The organism is Arthrobacter sp. NPDC058130, from assembly GCF_042884475.1.
Classification (GTDB): Bacteria; Actinomycetota; Actinomycetes; order Actinomycetales; family Micrococcaceae; genus Arthrobacter.
Genome location: NZ_JBHVTV010000006.1, coordinates 96695 through 113126 on the forward strand (window position 1 = coordinate 96695; position 16432 = coordinate 113126).

Annotated in this window: 17 protein-coding genes; 7 read left to right on the plus strand and 10 right to left on the minus strand. The window is 67.1% G+C overall.

The window, feature by feature from the left end; all coding sequences use genetic code 11:
* Positions 1-44: 44 nt before the first annotated feature.
* Positions 45-692, minus strand: coding sequence for a bifunctional 4-hydroxy-2-oxoglutarate aldolase/2-dehydro-3-deoxy-phosphogluconate aldolase (locus ACFVTM_RS12485; protein WP_390203781.1), 648 nt, complete (start codon positions 690-692; stop codon positions 45-47).
* A 91-nt stretch (positions 693-783) separates the two neighbouring features.
* Here ACFVTM_RS12485 and ACFVTM_RS12490 point away from each other — a divergent pair, with 91 nt between their 5' ends.
* From ACFVTM_RS12490 to ACFVTM_RS12510, 5 genes are all read left to right on the plus strand, one after another.
* Positions 784-1587 carry a DeoR/GlpR family DNA-binding transcription regulator gene (locus tag ACFVTM_RS12490; RefSeq protein WP_390203782.1) on the plus strand — a complete coding sequence of 268 codons (804 nt, stop codon included), beginning with the start codon at positions 784-786 and terminating at the stop codon, positions 1585-1587.
* A gap of 167 nt (positions 1588-1754) precedes the next feature.
* Positions 1755-3353, plus strand: a complete 1599-nt coding sequence (locus tag ACFVTM_RS12495; protein WP_390203783.1) for a PucR family transcriptional regulator — start codon at positions 1755-1757, stop codon at positions 3351-3353.
* Positions 3350-4282, plus strand: a complete 933-nt coding sequence (locus ACFVTM_RS12500; RefSeq protein ID WP_390203784.1) for a glutaminase — start codon at positions 3350-3352, stop codon at positions 4280-4282. Before ACFVTM_RS12495 ends, ACFVTM_RS12500 begins: the two co-directional genes overlap by 4 nt.
* A gap of 72 nt (positions 4283-4354) precedes the next feature.
* On the plus strand, positions 4355-5869 hold the full coding sequence (locus tag ACFVTM_RS12505) for an amino acid permease (RefSeq protein ID WP_390203785.1): 1515 nt from the start codon (positions 4355-4357) through the stop codon (positions 5867-5869).
* A 299-nt stretch (positions 5870-6168) separates the two neighbouring features.
* A complete protein-coding gene (locus ACFVTM_RS12510) occupies positions 6169-7896 on the plus strand; it encodes a thiamine pyrophosphate-dependent enzyme (protein ID WP_390203786.1) in 1728 nt (575 codons plus the stop codon).
* Between the two features lie 166 nt (positions 7897-8062).
* Here the strand turns inward: ACFVTM_RS12510 and ACFVTM_RS12515 are convergent, their stop codons facing one another.
* The 4 genes from ACFVTM_RS12515 to ACFVTM_RS12530 form a co-directional block, all read right to left on the minus strand.
* Complete coding sequence (locus tag ACFVTM_RS12515) at positions 8063-8602, minus strand: DinB family protein (RefSeq protein ID WP_390203787.1); 540 nt, start codon at positions 8600-8602, stop codon at positions 8063-8065.
* A gap of 157 nt (positions 8603-8759) precedes the next feature.
* Positions 8760-9548, minus strand: coding sequence for an alpha/beta fold hydrolase (locus ACFVTM_RS12520; protein WP_390203788.1), 789 nt, complete (start codon positions 9546-9548; stop codon positions 8760-8762).
* Positions 9549-9639: 91 nt separating this feature from the next.
* Complete coding sequence (locus ACFVTM_RS12525; RefSeq protein WP_390203789.1) at positions 9640-10137, minus strand: SRPBCC domain-containing protein; 498 nt, start codon at positions 10135-10137, stop codon at positions 9640-9642.
* Complete coding sequence (locus ACFVTM_RS12530; protein ID WP_390203903.1) at positions 10134-10568, minus strand: ArsR/SmtB family transcription factor; 435 nt, start codon at positions 10566-10568, stop codon at positions 10134-10136. The genes ACFVTM_RS12525 and ACFVTM_RS12530 overlap by 4 nt, the downstream gene beginning before the upstream one ends.
* 226 nt (positions 10569-10794) lie before the next feature.
* Between ACFVTM_RS12530 and ACFVTM_RS12535 the strand changes: the two genes are divergently transcribed.
* Together ACFVTM_RS12535 and ACFVTM_RS12540 are read left to right on the plus strand one after the other, a co-directional pair.
* Positions 10795-11808 carry a medium chain dehydrogenase/reductase family protein gene (locus ACFVTM_RS12535; protein WP_390203790.1) on the plus strand — a complete coding sequence of 338 codons (1014 nt, stop codon included), beginning with the start codon at positions 10795-10797 and terminating at the stop codon, positions 11806-11808.
* 154 nt (positions 11809-11962) lie between these two features.
* A complete protein-coding gene (locus ACFVTM_RS12540; RefSeq protein ID WP_390203791.1) occupies positions 11963-12535 on the plus strand; it encodes an MOSC domain-containing protein in 573 nt (190 codons plus the stop codon).
* A gap of 108 nt (positions 12536-12643) precedes the next feature.
* On the opposite strand, the gene ACFVTM_RS12545 is transcribed toward ACFVTM_RS12540, so the two are convergent.
* From ACFVTM_RS12545 to ACFVTM_RS12565, 5 genes are all read right to left on the minus strand, one after another.
* Entirely contained in the window at positions 12644-13075 is a 432-nt protein-coding gene (locus ACFVTM_RS12545) for an SRPBCC domain-containing protein (protein WP_390203792.1), read from the minus strand.
* Positions 13076-13238: 163 nt separating this feature from the next.
* Positions 13239-14288: a sulfate/molybdate ABC transporter ATP-binding protein gene (locus ACFVTM_RS12550; RefSeq protein WP_390203793.1), complete on the minus strand. Its 1050-nt coding sequence runs from the start codon at positions 14286-14288 to the stop codon at positions 13239-13241.
* Entirely contained in the window at positions 14285-15106 is an 822-nt protein-coding gene (locus ACFVTM_RS12555; protein ID WP_390203794.1) for an ABC transporter permease, read from the minus strand. Before ACFVTM_RS12555 ends, ACFVTM_RS12550 begins: the two co-directional genes overlap by 4 nt.
* A 7-nt stretch (positions 15107-15113) precedes the next feature.
* A complete protein-coding gene (gene modA / locus ACFVTM_RS12560) occupies positions 15114-15929 on the minus strand; it encodes a molybdate ABC transporter substrate-binding protein (RefSeq protein ID WP_390203795.1) in 816 nt (271 codons plus the stop codon).
* Complete coding sequence (locus ACFVTM_RS12565; RefSeq protein ID WP_390203796.1) at positions 15926-16336, minus strand: molybdopterin-binding protein; 411 nt, start codon at positions 16334-16336, stop codon at positions 15926-15928. The genes modA and ACFVTM_RS12565 overlap by 4 nt, the downstream gene beginning before the upstream one ends.
* Positions 16337-16432 lie beyond the last annotated feature (96 nt).

A 16432-nucleotide genomic window follows, 5' to 3' on the forward strand; every position in this document is an offset into this window, starting at 1 on the left:
GTTCTGTTGACAGTTTCTGTCGGATTTTCGTTTGATGCCAGCGACTACTGGCGGGCGTTGTCTATCGCGTCGAGGAACGTCCGGGCAGCGCGGGCAACCAGCCCGTAGTCGCCGTCGTTCTGTGCGGCCTTGGTGACGAAGCTGCCGACGCCGACGGCCGTCACCCCGGCGGCAAACCACGCGCCGACGTTTTCCGGGGTCACTCCCCCGGACGGCATGATCGGTGCCTGCGGCAGCGGCGCCATGATCGTCTTGACGTAGGCGGGGCCGCCGAGCTCGGCCGGGAAGAGCTTCACGATGTCGGCGCCGGCCTCGAGCGTGTTGAGCACCTCCGTGGGGGTGAAGGCTCCGCTGGCCGTGACGGCCTGGTAGCGGTTGGCCGCGGCGATCATGTTCGGGTTGAGCTGCGGGCTGACCAGCAGCCGCGCCCCGGCGGACACTGCGGCGTAGGCAGCCTCGGCGTCGAGCACGGTGCCCGCTCCGACGACGATCCCCTGGTCGGCGTACTTGTCGGCGAGCCGCTCGATGACGCCGAGGGCGCCGGGCACGGTCAGCGGGATCTCGACGGCGCGGATGCCGCCGTCGATGGCCGCCTCCGCCACCCGGTAGGCCTCGTCGGCCGAGTCCAGCCGAGCGATGAGCAGGGCGCCGGTGCGGACGATCGTTTCGAGTACTTCAAACTTGGTTAACATGATTTAAAAGATTAGCCCAAATCTTCACAAATATGAACACCCTGTGAAAAATTGTTAGACTTGTTACGTCCGCGTCCCGAAGGAGCCCCGCGTGAACCAGCCAACCCGACCGCTCATCCCGGAACAGCGCCACCAGGAGATCCTGCGCCTGCTGCGCCGCGAGGGTGTTCTGAGCATCCGCAGCCTCACGGACTACATGAACGTCTCGCACATGACCGTGCGGCGGGACATCACGGCGCTGGAGGAACAGGGCCAGGTGGCGTCGGTGCCCGGCGGTGTCCGGCTCGCGGACTGGACCAGCCAGGAGCCGCCGCGGGAGCGGGAATTCCGGGCCCAGCTGGAGCTGCCGCGCAAGCAGGCCATCGCGGAGCTCGCCGCGCAGTTCGTGGAAGATGACATGGTGGTGTTCCTGGACGCCGGAACCACCTGCCAGTCCGTGGTGCCGTATCTCGCGGCCCGCAAGAACATCACGGTGGTCACGAACGATTTCTACGTGGTGACCAGCCTCTTCGCCCACCCGCATGTGGAGACCATTCACACCGGCGGCGTCGTGGACCCCTCCAGCGCCTCCAGCTGCGGCCGGATCGCCGCTGACGCGGTCAAGGGCATCAACATTGACCTCTTCTTCCTCAGCACCGGCACCTGGAACGTGTCCCGCGGCGTGACCACCCCCTCGATGGACAAGGTGGAGATCAAGCTCGCGGCCCTGGAGGCGTCGTCGTCGTGCTTCCTGCTGGCGGACAGCACCAAGTTCGGCACGGTCTCGAAGTTCCGGGTGGCGCCCCTGGACAAGCTGGATGCCGTGGTCACCGACAGCCAGCTCCCGCTCGAAATGCAGGAGAGCATCCGCGAGCTGGGCGTGAGCGTGCACGTGGCGCCGCTCGCCGCCAAATAGCGCGGCACGCATCCGGTGCACCACGGATCCGGCACGCCTTGGTCCGCAGACCTAAAACTGGTCGCGTAACTTAGGATCTTTTCCATATTTTCGGCACTGGCCGCTGGATAGCATGAGGTGTCCGGACAGAGCAGTCCGGGCGGGTGCCGATGTCAGAAGGAAAGCCCATGGCCGCAGCTACAGTGGACGACATCCTCGCGGATCTCCCCCTCGGTTTCGCCAGCCTCATGCTCCGGCCGGACCGCACGGACGCGGCGATCGAACGCTTCCTGATAGTTGACGCCGACGACGAGACCTCCGACGGCGGGTCGGCGTTCGTCCTGCTGATCGGGGTCCGCGGACGCTCCGCCTTGCCGGCCGTGCGAAGGCTCCTGAAAAACCCTCCCCTGGTCCTTGCCGTCAAGGGCAGCCAGGACGAACTGGCCGAGGCGGAAGAGCTGCTGCGCGCCGCCGGAACCGGGCTGCTGCTGGTGGACCCGACCGCGGACTGGGACCGCCTGCTGTCCATCGCCAAGGACCGGATCCAGGCGCGCAGCTACCAGAGCGAAGTCCTGACCCTGCTCGAGGAAGACCTCTTTGCCGTCGCCCAGACCACGGCCCGCCTGACCTCGAGCCACGTGGTGATCGAGGACGCCGCCAACAAGGTCCTGGCGTATTCCACGGTCACCAACGCCATTGACGAGCTGCGCAAGGCCTCGATCCTGGCCCGGCGCGGCCCGCGCAAATACGAACTCCTGCTCAAGGACCTCGGCGCCTACCGCGAGCTGCACCGGACGCGCCTGCCCGTCCGGGTTCCCGCCCGGCCCCAGGACGGCCTGCGGGAGCGGGTGGCCATCAGCCTGTTCGCCGGCGACCGCATCATGGGCTATATCTGGCTCCAGGAAACCGGCGCCGGATTCGGCGACGACGTCGATTATGTGCTCACCGGCTCAGCCGCGCGCGCTTCCGCCGAGCTGATCCGGTACCGCAACCAGCAGTCCGTGCACATGCGCGAGGACCGGATCGTGCGGCTCCTGTCCGGTCCGGCGGAAGCTGCGGCGAGCGCGCACAGCGAGAAGATCCCGGCGGACCGTCCCGCGGCCCTTATCCTGCTTGGCTTGTCGGCGTCCGAGGCCCGGATGGACGACGCCGCCCTCAAACATGGCGAGCTGGCCAACCTCGCGTCAATCCATGCGGCGGCCTACAAGCCGTCAGCCATCGTGGGACAGTTTCACGGCGACACCGCCGTGATCCTTCCCGGGCTCCAGTCCGCCAACGCAGTGCCCGGGCTGCGGAGCCTGGCCGAGGCAATCGTCAAAGACGCCGGCAAGCACCTCGGCATCAACCCGTTCGCCGCCGTCGGACCCGTCGTTCCCGATCTGCTCTCAATCCATTCCGTGACCGGAATATCCGAAGCGCTGCTGGGCTGTATGCGCCGGTCCGGCGAAGCCTCGGTGGCCACCGTGGACGACTTCGAAGCCGAGATCCTGTTCCGCGACGCCGTGGAGAACTTTACGACGGCGGCCTTCCGGCACCGCAGCCTCTGGGCCCTGCTCCGCGACGACGCGGAACTGGCCGAGACGCTGCGTGCGTTCTTCGACGCCGGCCTGGACGTGGCCGAGTGCGCGAAGCGGATGCAGCTGCACAAGAACACCGTCTACTACCGGATCGGCAAGGCCAGCCGGATCACCGGACTGGACTTCGGCAATTCCCGCCATTCGCTGGTCGCCCTGCTTCATATTCAGGAGTGGGCCGGCACGCAGAAGGAGCACTTGGGCAAGAAATGATGACAGCACTCAATTCGCCGCCGCTTGGCCTGGTACTGGATGACATTGTCCGCAGCCACCGGCCCCGGACGGAAGCGGGGTCAGTTCCGGCAAATATTCCCCATCTGCAGTCCCCGCCGTTCGACGGTTTCGGCATCGCGGTGGCCACGACGTCCGGGGAAGTTTTCAGTTCCGGCGACGCCGATCTTCCATTCTCAATCCAGAGCATCTCCAAGGTCTTCACCCTGGCGATGGCGCTCAGCGCCGATGGCTCCGGCTCGTTGTGGTCCAGGGTTCTTCGCGAGCCGTCAGGGACGTCCTTCAACTCCCTGGTCCAGCTTGAGGTCGAGCACGGGATCCCACGGAACCCCTTCATCAATTCGGGCGCCCTGGTGGTAACCGACCACCTGATGGAAAGATCTCCCGACGCCGCCGCCCAGGTCGTGCGCTTCCTCACCGGCCAGGTGGGTCACCCGGGTCCTTTCATCGACGAAATGGCCGCAAGGAGTGAACTCTCCAGCAGCAGCCGCAACCTGGCCCTCGCCCACTTCCTGAAGGAATTCGGCAACCTGCGGCGGCCGGCACAGGCAGTGGTCGAGAACTACGTCAGGCAGTGCTCAATCATGATGAACTGCGTGGAAGTCGCCAAGGCGGGCCTTTTCCTCGCGCAGGATGGTCGCGGAGCGCGGGGCGCGGTGATCTCCAGGAGCGAGGCCAAACGCATCGGATCCATCATGCTGACCTGCGGCATGTATGACGCAGCCGGCGAGTTTGCCTACCGCGTGGGACTTCCAGGGAAAAGCGGTGTGGGCGGCGGCATCCTGGCAATCGTCCCCGGCGAGTGCGCCATCTGCGTCTGGAGCCCGCGGCTGGATTCCAAAGGAAATTCCCTGGCAGGCACGGCGGCTCTCGCTGACCTGTCCGACCGCACCGGATGGTCGATCTTCTGATCTGACGCCTGGCTGTCCCCCACAATCTTCCTCCAGAACCCATTTAGATCTCACAGATCGAAAGGAACACCCATGTCCAACAACCCCAATGACGAGGTTGGCTTGTACCAAGCAGATGGTGGCCACGCCCACGCTTCGGATGCCTTGATCCACGCCGAGGACTCGGGATACCACAAGAGCCTGAAGCCCCGGCAGATCCAGATGATCGCGATCGGCGGCGCCATCGGAACCGGCCTGTTCCTGGGCGCCGGCGGCCGGCTCAACGCGGCCGGCCCGTCTCTGGTCATCGCCTACGCCGTCTGCGGCTTCTTCGCCTTCCTGATCCTGCGCGCCCTGGGAGAACTGGTGCTGCACCGGCCCTCGTCAGGATCCTTCGTGTCCTACGCCCGCGAATTCTACGGAGAGAAAGCCGCGTTCATCTCCGGCTGGTTCTATTGGATCAACTGGGCCACCACGACGATCGTGGACATCACCGCCGCGGCCCTCTACATGAACTTCTTCGGCAAATACATCCCCTGGATGGGGGCCGTACCGCAGTGGGCTTGGGCGCTGATCGCGCTCATCGTGGTTCTCTGCCTGAACCTCGCCTCCGTCAAGGTGTTCGGCGAACTCGAGTTCTGGTTTGCCCTGATCAAGGTCGCAGCCCTCGTCGCGTTCCTGCTGGTCGGCACCTACTTCGTTATGTTCGGCACCCCCGTGGAAGGCCAGGAAGTAGGTTTCAGTCTCATCACCGACAACGGCGGCATCTTTCCCAACGGCCTGCTGCCCATGATCATCCTCATGCAGGGCGTGCTGTTCGCCTACGCCTCGATCGAACTGATCGGCACCGCCGCCGGCGAAACCGAAAACCCCGAAAAGATCATGCCCAAGGCCATCAACTCCGTGGTCTTCCGCATCGCCGTCTTTTATGTCGGCTCCGTCATCCTGCTCGCCCTGCTGCTGCCCTACACCTCATACGAAAAAGGCGTCAGCCCCTTTGTGACGTTCTTCGGATCCATCGGCATCCAGGGCGTGGACGTCATCATGAACCTTGTGGTCCTCACGGCCGCCCTGTCCTCGCTGAACGCCGGACTGTACTCCACCGGCCGCATCCTGCGCTCCATGTCAGTGGCCGGATCGGCCCCGAAGTTTGCCCAGCGGATGAACAAGGCCGGCGTCCCCTACGGCGGCATCGCCATCACCGCCGGCGTCTCCCTCCTTGGGGTCCCTCTGAACTACCTGGTTCCCGGCCAGGCGTTCGAGATCGTCCTGAACGTCGCCTCTGTGGGCATCGTTGTCACCTGGGCCACCATCGTGCTCTGCCAGATCCAGCTCCAACGGTGGGCAGCCAAGGGCTGGCTTGAGCGCCCCTCTTTCCGGATGTTCGGCGCCCCCTACACCGGGTACCTCTCCCTGGCGTTCCTGCTCGGCGTGCTCGTCATGGTCTTCATCGACTCCCCGCTTACGTTGCTGGTGACCCTGGTGGCCTGTGCGCTGATGGTTGGCGGCTGGTACGCCTGCCGGAAACAGATCCACGACATCGCCGAAACCCGCGACGGCTTCACGGGCGCCGCGCCCGTGCTGGCCAACCGGACTCCAATCCGCTAATCGATCATCCCGGTGCCGAATAGTCCCACAACTCGACATACAACCTGAAAGCCTCCATGAAGCCTCGAAACCCGCTGAGTCCCGGCCGCCCTAGCACTCTGCAGGAGCTCGACCCGCCAGCCGCGCACAAAGGCATGCCGCCGGCGTCGAACGACACTTGCGAAGACGGCTGCTTCTTCTGTACCGGACCGGAAACAGACTAGGCACCCCCAACCGCTCCGCTGAATTCAGTGGACATGCCATGCCCGCCAACCAACCCAAGAAGACAAGTAGTGATGAAAACGGAGTCTGCATCCACCATGACCGCAACCGACGCGCACCCAGTCGACGGCGACACCCTCACACCCCTCCAGACGGTCCTGGCGGCCATCCCGGACAACCTCAATGGCGGCAGCACCCTCAAGTCCGCCGGGCACGTGATCGTTGATTCGCTCGTGGCGCACGGGGTTGAACGCACCTTTGTTGTCCCGGGGGAAAGCTTCCTGGATGTCCTCGACGGACTGCACGGCTCTGAGATCGAGACCGTGGTCTGCCGGCACGAGGGCGGCGCCGCCTACATGGCCGAGGCCGACGGCAAGCTGAACCAGCGCCCCGGCGTCGCCATGGTCACCCGCGGGCCCGGGGCGGCGAACGCCCACGTGGGCCTGCACACCGCGTGGCAGGATTCCACCCCCATGCTCCTCTTTGTCGGACTGATTCCGTTCGCGCACCGGGACCGCGAGGCGTTCCAGGAGTTCGACATCAAGGCGTGGTTCGACACGGGAGCCAAGCGCGTGATGGTCCTCGATCACCCCGAGCGGGCCTCCGAAATTGTGGCGGAGGCAATGTTCGCGGCCATGAGCGGCCGTCCCGGCCCGGTGGTCGTGGGCCTGCCGGAGGACGTCATCCGGGTCCAGATTGATCCGGCCCTGCACCCAGCCATCCCGGTGGCGGCAGGCGGCATGAGCAGCACCGACGCCGGCGCCCTGGCCGAAGCCCTGGCCCAGTCCAAGAAGCCGCTCTTTGTCACCGGCGGGAACGACTGGACCCAGGAAGCGGCCTGGGAGCTCACCGATTGGCTCGAGAAGCACCACATCCCGGCCGCGGCGGAATGGCGCACGCAGGGAACCGTCTCCTTCGACTCCCCCAGCTATGTGGGGCCGATCGGCTACGGCCGGCCCCGCCCCACCTATGACCTCCTGGAGGAGACCGACCTGCTCGTTTTCGTCGGGACCGTTCCGGGTGACGTGATCACAGACGGCTTCGTCTGCCGGCAGGACTGGAACAAGAAGAATTTCCTGGTCACCATCGATCCCTCGCTGCGCGGCCGCTCCGGCCCGGTCTCCCGCCAGATCCTGGCCAAGCCGGAGGCCTTCGTCCGGGATCTGGCCAACATCGACCTCCCCGTCAAAGAGGAGTGGAAGGCGTGGACGGCCCGGATGCGTGCCGAGCAGCAGTCCTTCGCCAGCCTGCCGCCGTCGGCCCCCGGCGACGGGCCAGCGAAGATGGACACCCTGATGGCGAACCTCGTCCCGCAGCTGCCAGAGGACGCGCTGGTGACGTTCGGGGCCGGCGAGCACACCAACTGGGCACACCGGTACTTCCCCACCCGGCGCTACGCCTCGATGATCAGCGCGCGGAACGGCTCCATGGGGTACTCGGTGCCCTCCGCGATCGCCGCCTCGCTGGCCAGTCCGGAGCGCCGGGTGGTCACCATTGCCGGCGACGGGGAATTCCTGATGAACGGCCAGGAGCTCGCGACGGCGGCCCAGTACGGGGCCACGCCGCTGATCATCGTGATGGACAACCAGGAATACGGCACCATCCGCACCCACCAGGAACGCCACTACCCGGCCCGGGTGTCGGGCACGCAGCTGAAGAACCCCGACTTCGGCCTGATGGCGCGGGCCTTCGGCGGCTTCGGCATCACCGTCACCCAGGACAAGGACGTGCCGGCAGCCCTCGAAGCAGCGCTGGCCGCCATCGACGATGACCGGGTGTTCGCCCTGATCCACCTCGTCGTCGAACAGCGGGTCAAGGCCTACTAGGGGCACGGGACGACGACGGCGGGAGCCGCCCGCCGTCGTCGTGACCTAGTTGCGATATCAGTCCTGGTCGTCATTCGGCGTCCATAACCGCCATTTCTGATAGCGCAACGGGTGGTTGGAGGCGTGCTTGGACGGCCGACCACCCTCAGCGTCGACCCCGCGGGGCCTACTCGCCTGTCTCGCCGTCCACTGCCTCGCGGAGGAGATCGGCGTGGCCGTTGTGCCGGGCATACTCCTCGATCATGTGGCAGAGGATCCAGCGCAGGCTCGGCGCCGAACCGTCTGGCCACGGGCGCTTGGCCAGTTGGTCCAGGCCGCCGTCGGCCAGGGCTTCCGCCACGCGGAGCCGGGACCGGTCCACGGCGTCCTGCCACAGGGTGCGCAGCTGTTCCGGCGTGTCCTCCGCAGCGGAATCCCACTCCCAGTCCGGGGTGGCCTTCCAATCCACGGTGTCGAACGGCGCTTCCCGGTCCCGCGCGTGCAGGGAACGGGAAAACCACTCGCTCTCCACATAGGCCATGTGCTTCAGCAGTCCGCCCAGCGTCATCGATGAGGCAGCTGTGGTCGCCCCGAGGCCGGCCGCGTCCAGTCCGGCGCTCTTCCACGCCAACGTGGCCCGCTGAAAGTCCAGGAAACCCAGAAGGGTCGCGGCTTCGTCGGCTGCAAGGGGAGGTTCGGGGCGGCCCTGATCGTCAACAGTTGTCATGCGCGTGAGTTTAGCGCCGTCCGCGCCCCCAGCCCCGAACACGCCGGAACCCTGCGAGGTCGCCGGAAAATTACGGCGAGCCGGCACGCTTCCGGCGACTTCGGCGGGGCCCCTGCGGCGGGGGCCACGGCGGCGGCGGGGGCCTCTGCGGCGGGAGCTACTCTTCCAGGAACCGCAGCAGGTACGGGATGGCGGTCCGCATGGCCCGCAGGTCGCCGCCGCTTGCGGCCAGCTCCCCCAGGTAATCGCCGTGGGTGCCGGGCACGATCATCAGGCGTGCTCCCGGAATGACGCGGGACATGCGCACGGCGTGTTCGGCGCTGATGACGTCGCGGTCGGCGCTCAGCACCAGCGTGCTGGCCGTGATGCGGCGCAGGTCATCGTCCGGCCAGCCGGGGAAGGTCAGGATCCGCTGGCGGTCCAGCTCGAACATCCGCTCAAGGTGTCCGGGCTCCGGATTGAGCCGGCGGTCTGCGTCCTTGTACACCTCCGGCATCTCATCGAGGGTGGCCTTCGCCATGCCCTCCCAGAACTCGTCGCCGACGGCGTCCCGGCTGACGAAGGAGGACGCTGCGATGAGGCACCGCACGGAAGCCGGATACTTCATGGCCAGCGCCAGTGCGGTGTGGCCGCCGGCGCTGAAGCCGAGCACATCCACGAAGCCCACATTGAGCGCATCCAGCACGGCCTTGACGTCCTCGGCCGAGCCTTCGGCGGTGAGCGGGCGGCCGGTGGCGGCGGTGCGGCCGTGGCCTTCCTCATCGACGGCGATCACTTGGCGGCTCTCGGCCAGCAGCGCCGGGATGAGCCCGGCAAAGCTGGTTTCGATGGTCGAGCCCCCGCCGGGAATCAGCAACAGCGGGGGCTGGTCGGCCAGCGCGTGGCCATGGACCTCGTAGTACATGCGGAGGTCGCCATTGGCCGCGTAACCGTGTGTGAATGCCACAGAGGGCATGCTACCGCCGCGCGTACGTGGCTGAACAGGGCTATGCGGACGACGGCGGGAGATTCCCGCCGTCGTCCGGTTGCGTTGCAGGTCAGGCGTTGACGGACTCGGCGAGGATCGCGTCCACCTGGCCCAGCGCCTCCCTCATGCCCTCTTCCATGCCCATGGCGACAATCTTCTCCATCTGCTCCTCCGCCTCGAACGTGGACAGGATGGTCATTCGAGTGCGGTCGCCGATTGGCTCCAGCGTGACGACGCCGTGAATGGTGCCCATGTCGGCCACGGGATCGCCGTTGTCGTCCGCGAAGCCATCGTCGAACTCCAGGCGGTGCGGCGCTTCAATGGCCGTGAACCGCCACCAGCCGCGGGCTTTCTCCCCCTCGGGCCCCGTCATGAAGTAGCTGGCCGCACCGCCGGGGACAAACTCGTGCTTCTCGAAAGTGGCCGGCCAGGTGGGCGGTCCCCACCAGCGTTCGAGCAGGCGCGGGTCTTCCCAGACCTGCCAGACGCGCTCCACGCCCGCGTCGAACTCGGCGACCACGGTGAGGCTGAGCGCCTCAAGATTCTTGACTGAACTGGTAACCGTCATGACGAACCCTTCCCATCCTTCATCTGTGTTGGTTGTGCCTTGCTGGTATGCCTGTTGCCGGTTTGCGTGCTGCCTGGTTCCGTGGCGGCCGTTTCGGCGAGGAGGTCTTCGATCCGGTCGGCCCGCTGCCGCCAGATGACCTCGTACTCGTCGAGCAGCCGGCGCGCCCTTTGCAGTCCGTCGTGGTTGGCCCGCACAATTTGCTCCCTCCCCCGCTTCTCCTTGGACACAAGGGAAGCGCGTTCCAGGACCGCCACGTGCTTCTGGACGGCCGCAAAACTCATGGCGTAGAGGGCGGCGAGTCCGGAAACCGAATACTCGCCCACCGTCACCCGCCGCACGATGTCCCGGCGGGTCGTGTCGGCGAAGGCTTGGAACACGCGGTCAAGTTCTTCGTCGCTGAGCTGTTTCCTAAGCTGATCTACAACCATTTGGTTGTAGGATAGTCCGGCCGTTTCCGGGGTGTCAATAGCGGGCGAGATTGTCCTGACCCCGCCGAGTTCGCTGGAGAGTCGCCAGCTCGCAGGAAACTTACGGCGAGCCCGCAGGTGTCCGGCGATTTCGCGCATCGCAGCCTCGGCACACCACCGAAAAGGCCCCGACACCGCGCGGCAATGAGCCGATGTGCCGACTTTGGCGCGAGCGTAGAGTGAGCCCATGGAGCGCGTGGTCATTGACCGCTACGGCGGCCCCGAAGTCCTGAACGTGGTGGACGTCGACGATCCACGGCCAGGTCCGGGCGAAGTCCGGGTCAGCGTCCTCGCTTCGGGTGTTTCGTTCACCGATGCACAGCTGCGCGCAGGTACGTATCTCGGCGGGCCGAAGCCGCCGTTCACGCCCGGCTACGAGCTCGTCGGCATCGTCGATGAACTCGGGCCCGGCTGTACACGGATACAAGTGGGAGACCGCATCGGCGCGCTGACGGTGTGGGGCGCCAACGCCGAGCGCGTCTGCGTGCCGGAGCTATACGCCGTCGCTGTGCCCGAGGACCTCGACCCGGCCGAGGTTGTAAGCCTCGTTTTCCCTTACATGACCGCATATCAGCTGCTTCACCGCACGGCCAAGGCGAAGGCTGGGGAGAGCGTTCTGGTTCACGGCGCGGCCGGCAGGGTGGGCACCGCGCTCCTCGAGCTCGGGGCGCTGGCTGGCCTGCGCCTCTACGGGACCGCCGCCGGTCGGGACCGCGCCGCAGTGGAGCGGCTGGGCGCCGTCGCGATCGACTACCAGCACGAGGACTTCCTGGCCCGTGTGCGCGGGCTCACCGGCGACGGCGTGGACATTGCCCTCGACGGGCTTGGCGGCCCGTTGTCGCTGCGCTCCTTCCGCGCGCTGCGGCCCGGTGGCCGGCTCGTTGTGTTCGGCCGCTACGCCACCATCGCTCAGGGGCGCAAGAACTGGCCGGGCGTCATCGCCTGGTACGCGGCAACCGGGACAGTCGCCCTCTGGGGCTGGCTGTCACCGCGCCGAAAGGTGCTGTCCTACCGGATCCAGAAGCTGCGCATTCACCACCAGGACTGGTTCCAGGCGGACTTCCTCGCGCTGCTCGAGATGCTCCGGCGCGGCGAGATTCACCCGGTGGTGGCCGAGCGGCTGCCGCTTTCTGAAGTTCGACGCGCCCATGAGCTGCTGGACAGCACCGCGGCCAAAGGAAAAATCGTGCTCGTACCTTGAGCCGGATTGGTCGCCGCCGGGGCACAACGCGCACAGCCCCAGCCGAATTCGCCGGACACCTGCCAGATCGCCGGGCCGTTACGGCGAGCCCGCACGTTTCCGGCGAACTCGCGCAACTGGTGCCGGGACCCGCGATCGAGGATAGTTTTAGGGCATGACGGGAAGCTACAGGTACGACGTCGAGGTCCTCCACCTCCTCGTCTCGCCGGCGCACGCCTACTTCGGCCGCGCACGCGATGGCGCAGCAAATGTCCCCACCACCGACGCGGACCGGGTGGAACTGGTGGCCGGCAAGGGCATCGTCGGAGACCGGTTCTTCGGCAAGGCCGCGCACATGGACGCCGCCGTCACCCTCTTATCGATCGAAGCCCTCGATGCGATGGCCGAGGAACTGGGAGCCGGGCCCTTTGACCCGCTCCTGACCCGGCGCAACGTTGTCCTCAGAGGCGCACACCTCGCTCCCCTGCTCGGCCATGACTTCGCGCTCGAATCGAACGGGGACATGGTCCGGCTGCGGGCCGGACGGCCTGCCCACCCGTGCGCCTGGATGGACCGGATGCTGGCCCCGGGCGCGCACGCCGCGATGCGCGGGCGGGGAGGCGTCCGCTGCCAGCCGCTCTCGGACGGCCTCCTCAGCCGCGGGCCCGCCGTGCTGGTCAGCCCCGTGCCTCTGGACCCTACGGAGGCCGGAACTCCCACGCTGCTGCGCCCGTCGCGGCTGCCGTAGCGGACACCCGCGCGGTTGCCGTAGCCGACACCCGCCGCCGTCGCGGCTGCCGTGTCCGCACGGCGCCCCGCGGCCGCTGGGCCCACTCCTGGACTAATCCCGCCCTGACTATTGCCGTTCGGCGATTCCTTTCACGCTCTTCACAAGGCTGTCCCACATGCCCTTCGAATGCTCGGCTTCTTCGGCGCTTGCGTTGTTGTCCTGCGAGAGCGTGAATTCTGTCGTGCCGGGCTGGTCCTCGAGCGTCCAGGTAAGCGTGTGGTAGTTCTCGGGTGCGTCCTCCTGGCCGCTCAGCGGGCTGAAGTGCGTCACGACGAGCCGCCGTCCGGGTTCAAACTCCAGGACGCTGCCCCTGTCCTCGTACGCTTTGCCGTCCCAGATGCCGCGCCACACAATGGGCCCGCCAACCGTCCAGTCGGTCACGACGTCGGTGCCGAACATGAACTCCTTGATGGCGCCAGGGTCTGTGAGCACGGACCATACTCGGTCTGCGGGCGCCGCGATGGTGATTGTCGACGTCGCCACATACTTCCCAGTCATAGCTTTCCCTTTTCTCTCGGAATCGGTCAGCGCCGCCAGCGCCCGGCACCGACACTACTCCGCCGGTCGGGACGGCCGTAAGCCTGCCCCCAGCCTGTCCCCCAGCACGGCGCACGCCAGCCCCGGCCGGGCGCACGCAAGTCCAGCCTGCCGCCGACTGTGGCTAGGCCGGGTAGATGGCGATGGCCGTGGCCTTGATGACGAAGTAGACGGTCATTCCGGGGGTGAGGCCGAGGTCGGCTGAAGCGGCCGGTGTGATGTCGGCGGAGAGGCCGCCGGCATGGACGCGGATCTGGTCGCCGTGCGGCTCAAGGTCCGTGATTGCCACTGCGAATGAGTTCCGCGGGCTGCCGTGTTCTTCGGTGAGGAAGACGGATACTGCCGAGGGCGGAAAGACCGCGACGCCGTCCTGGCCAGGCTCGATACTGCCGTCCTGGTGGCCCGCGACCACCATCCCTTCGGCCGTGGTGACGCCGGCGGCGCTGACAGTTCCGGCCACAAGGTTCAGCCCGGCCAGGCCGGCAGCGAACCGGCTGCGTGGCTTTTCGAGGACATCGCGGGTGGGCCCGGCCTCGCTGATCCGGCCGTCCTCCAGGACGATCACCCGGTCGGCCAGCATGAGGGCGTCCAGGATGTCGTGCGTGATGATGATGGCCCTGCGGCCTGCGAGGACCCGCTTGAGGAGCCGCCGGAGCAGCGGGGCCGCGTGGATGTCGAGGGCCGCCATGGGTTCATCGAGCAGCAGCAGGTCCGGGTCGGCGGCGAGGGCGCGGGCCACGGCAACGCGCTGGGCCTGGCCGCCGGAGAGCTGTCCCGGACGCCGCGAGGCGAGGTCCCCGGCGTCGACTTCGGTGAGCCAGTGAATGGCCGTTTCCCGGGCGGCGGCGTTGGACGCGCCGGCGCTGCGGGGCCCGAACGCGACGTTGTCCAGGGCGCTGAGATGCGGGAAGAGGAGAGCCTCCTGGGCCAGGAGTGCCGTTCCCCTGGTGTGCGGTGCCCGCCAAATGTTCTTCCCGGCCGCCAGGTCGAACAAGACCCTGTCCCCGAGCACGGCCCGGCCCGCGTCGGGGCGCAGCAGGCCGGAGATGATCGAGAGGAGGGTCGACTTTCCGGCACCGTTCGGGCCCAGGATGGCGATGGTTTCGGCCGGCCCGAGGCTGAGCGAGACCTCGAAGCCCCGCGCCGCGAGGGTTGCGTCCAGTTGGAAGGTCACTGGGGCGCCCCTTCCTGTATTGGGGCGATGCGGGGGCGCCGGTAGGAGAGTCCGACGACGGCCACCGCCACGGCGACCAGCAGGAGGGAGAGCGCTACGGCGGCGTCGGCGTCGGTTTCGCGTTGCAAATAGATCTCCAGCGGAAGCGTGCGGGTGACGCCTTGCAGGCTGCCGGCGAAGGTCAGGGTGGCGCCGAACTCGCCCAGGCTGCGGGCGAAGGACAGGACGGCGCCGGAGGCAAGGCCAGGCAGGACCAGCGGGATGGTGACGCGGCGCAGCACGGTGCTGGGGCGTGCCCCGAGGGTTGCGGCGACCGCCTCGTATTTGTTGCCGGCGGTTCGCAGGGCGCCTTCCAGGCTGACCACCAGGAACGGCAGGGCCACGAAGGTCTGGGCGAGGACGACGGCGGTGGTGGAGAACGCGATCTGGATGCCGGCCAGTTCGAGACTCCGGCCCAGGAGACCCTGGCGTCCGAAGGTGTAGAGCAGGGCGATGCCACCCACCACGGGCGGCAGGACCAAGGGCAGCAGGACGAAGGCGCGGAGCAGCCGCTGGCCCGGGAACGGGCTCCGGGCCAGGACCAGCGCCAGGGGCACGCCGAGGAGAATGCAGAGGGCGGTGCTGGCCGCCGAGGTGCGCAGGCTCAGGCCCAGGGCGGTGAGCGAGGATTCGGAGGTGATCAGCGGGATGAACTGCGGCCAGTTGACCTTGGCCACCATTGCCACCAGCGGCAGCAGGACGAAAAGCGCTCCTGCCGCCGCGATGGCGTAGATCCAGGGCGGGATGCCGGTATATCCGGTGCTGCTGCGTGGGTTCATGCCGCCCTTACGGGGTGCCAAATCCGGCGTCACCCAGGACCTTCTGGCCCTCCGGGCCGGTGACCGTGGCGATGAAGGCGGCGGCCAGGTCCTTGTTCTTGCTCGTGCCGACGGCGGCGATCGGGTAGGTGTTCACGGCCTGGTTCGACTCGGGGAAGGGGATGCCCTTGACCTCGTCGCCGGCGGTCTTGACGTCCGTGACGTAGACCAGGCCGCCGTCCGCCTCGCCGGAGGTGACCTTGCCCAGGACGTCGGTGACGGAGGATTCCTCGCTGACAGGCGACAATGTGACGCCGGTGGCTTTTTCGACGGTCTCGGTCGCGGCGCCGCAGGGAACCTGGGGCGCGCAGACCACCACCTTCACGCCCGGCTTGGCGAGGTCCGCGAAGGCGCTGATCGACGCCGGGTTGGACAGCGGGACCGCGATCTCCAGGACGTTCGTGGCGAAGTTGACCGGGGACCCGTCAATAAGTTTCGCGTCGGTGAGCTTGGCCATGTTCTTGGTGTCGGCGGAGGCGAAGACATCGGCCGGGGCGCCCTGGATGATCTGCGTGACCAGGTCAGAGGACCCCGCGAAGTTCAGCGTGATCTTGGTGCCGGGGTTCTTCGCCTCGAAATCGCTGGCCAGCTTGGTGAAGGTCGATTTCAAGGAAGCGGCGGCGTACACGGTCGCAGTGCCCGAGAGTGACGGCGCCGGGGAGGCACTCGCGGCGGCAGAGGAGCTTCCGGTAGCCGCGGGGGTTCCCGAGGCGCAGCCGGCCAGGGCCGCGGCCAGGGTGCCGCCAACCAGCAATGCGGTGACGTGCTTGCGGGTGATTCTCATATAATGCTCTTTCCGTGGGGCGTTTCGATGATGACAGTGGTGGCCTTGACCACGGCTGTCGCGACGGATCCGAGCTCCAGGCCCAGTTCACGGACGGCTTCGCTGCTCATCAGGGACACGACGCGGAAGGGCCCGCACTGCAGCTCGACCTGGGCCATGACCTTGTCCGCGGTGATGCCCGTGACCAGACCGACGAACCGGTTGCGGGCGGAGCGGCCCACTTTGGTGGGGTCCTCCGGAAGCTGGGCCTGGTCCCGGGCGAGGTGCGCAAGTTCCAGCCCATCCACGGCCAGCCGGCCGGAGTCATCCTTGACCGGGGTCAGGATCCCGCTCTCGGTCCAGCGCCGGACGGTGTCGTCACTGACCCCGAGGAAACGAGCTGCTTCTGATACGCGAATTTTCGGCATGACACCATAATCTCCTATTTGCGGCGAATATGGGCATTCTGATCCGCAAATCAGTAAGAAATCACCTTCTCGTGGACATTCCGTGTCGTGAGGAGC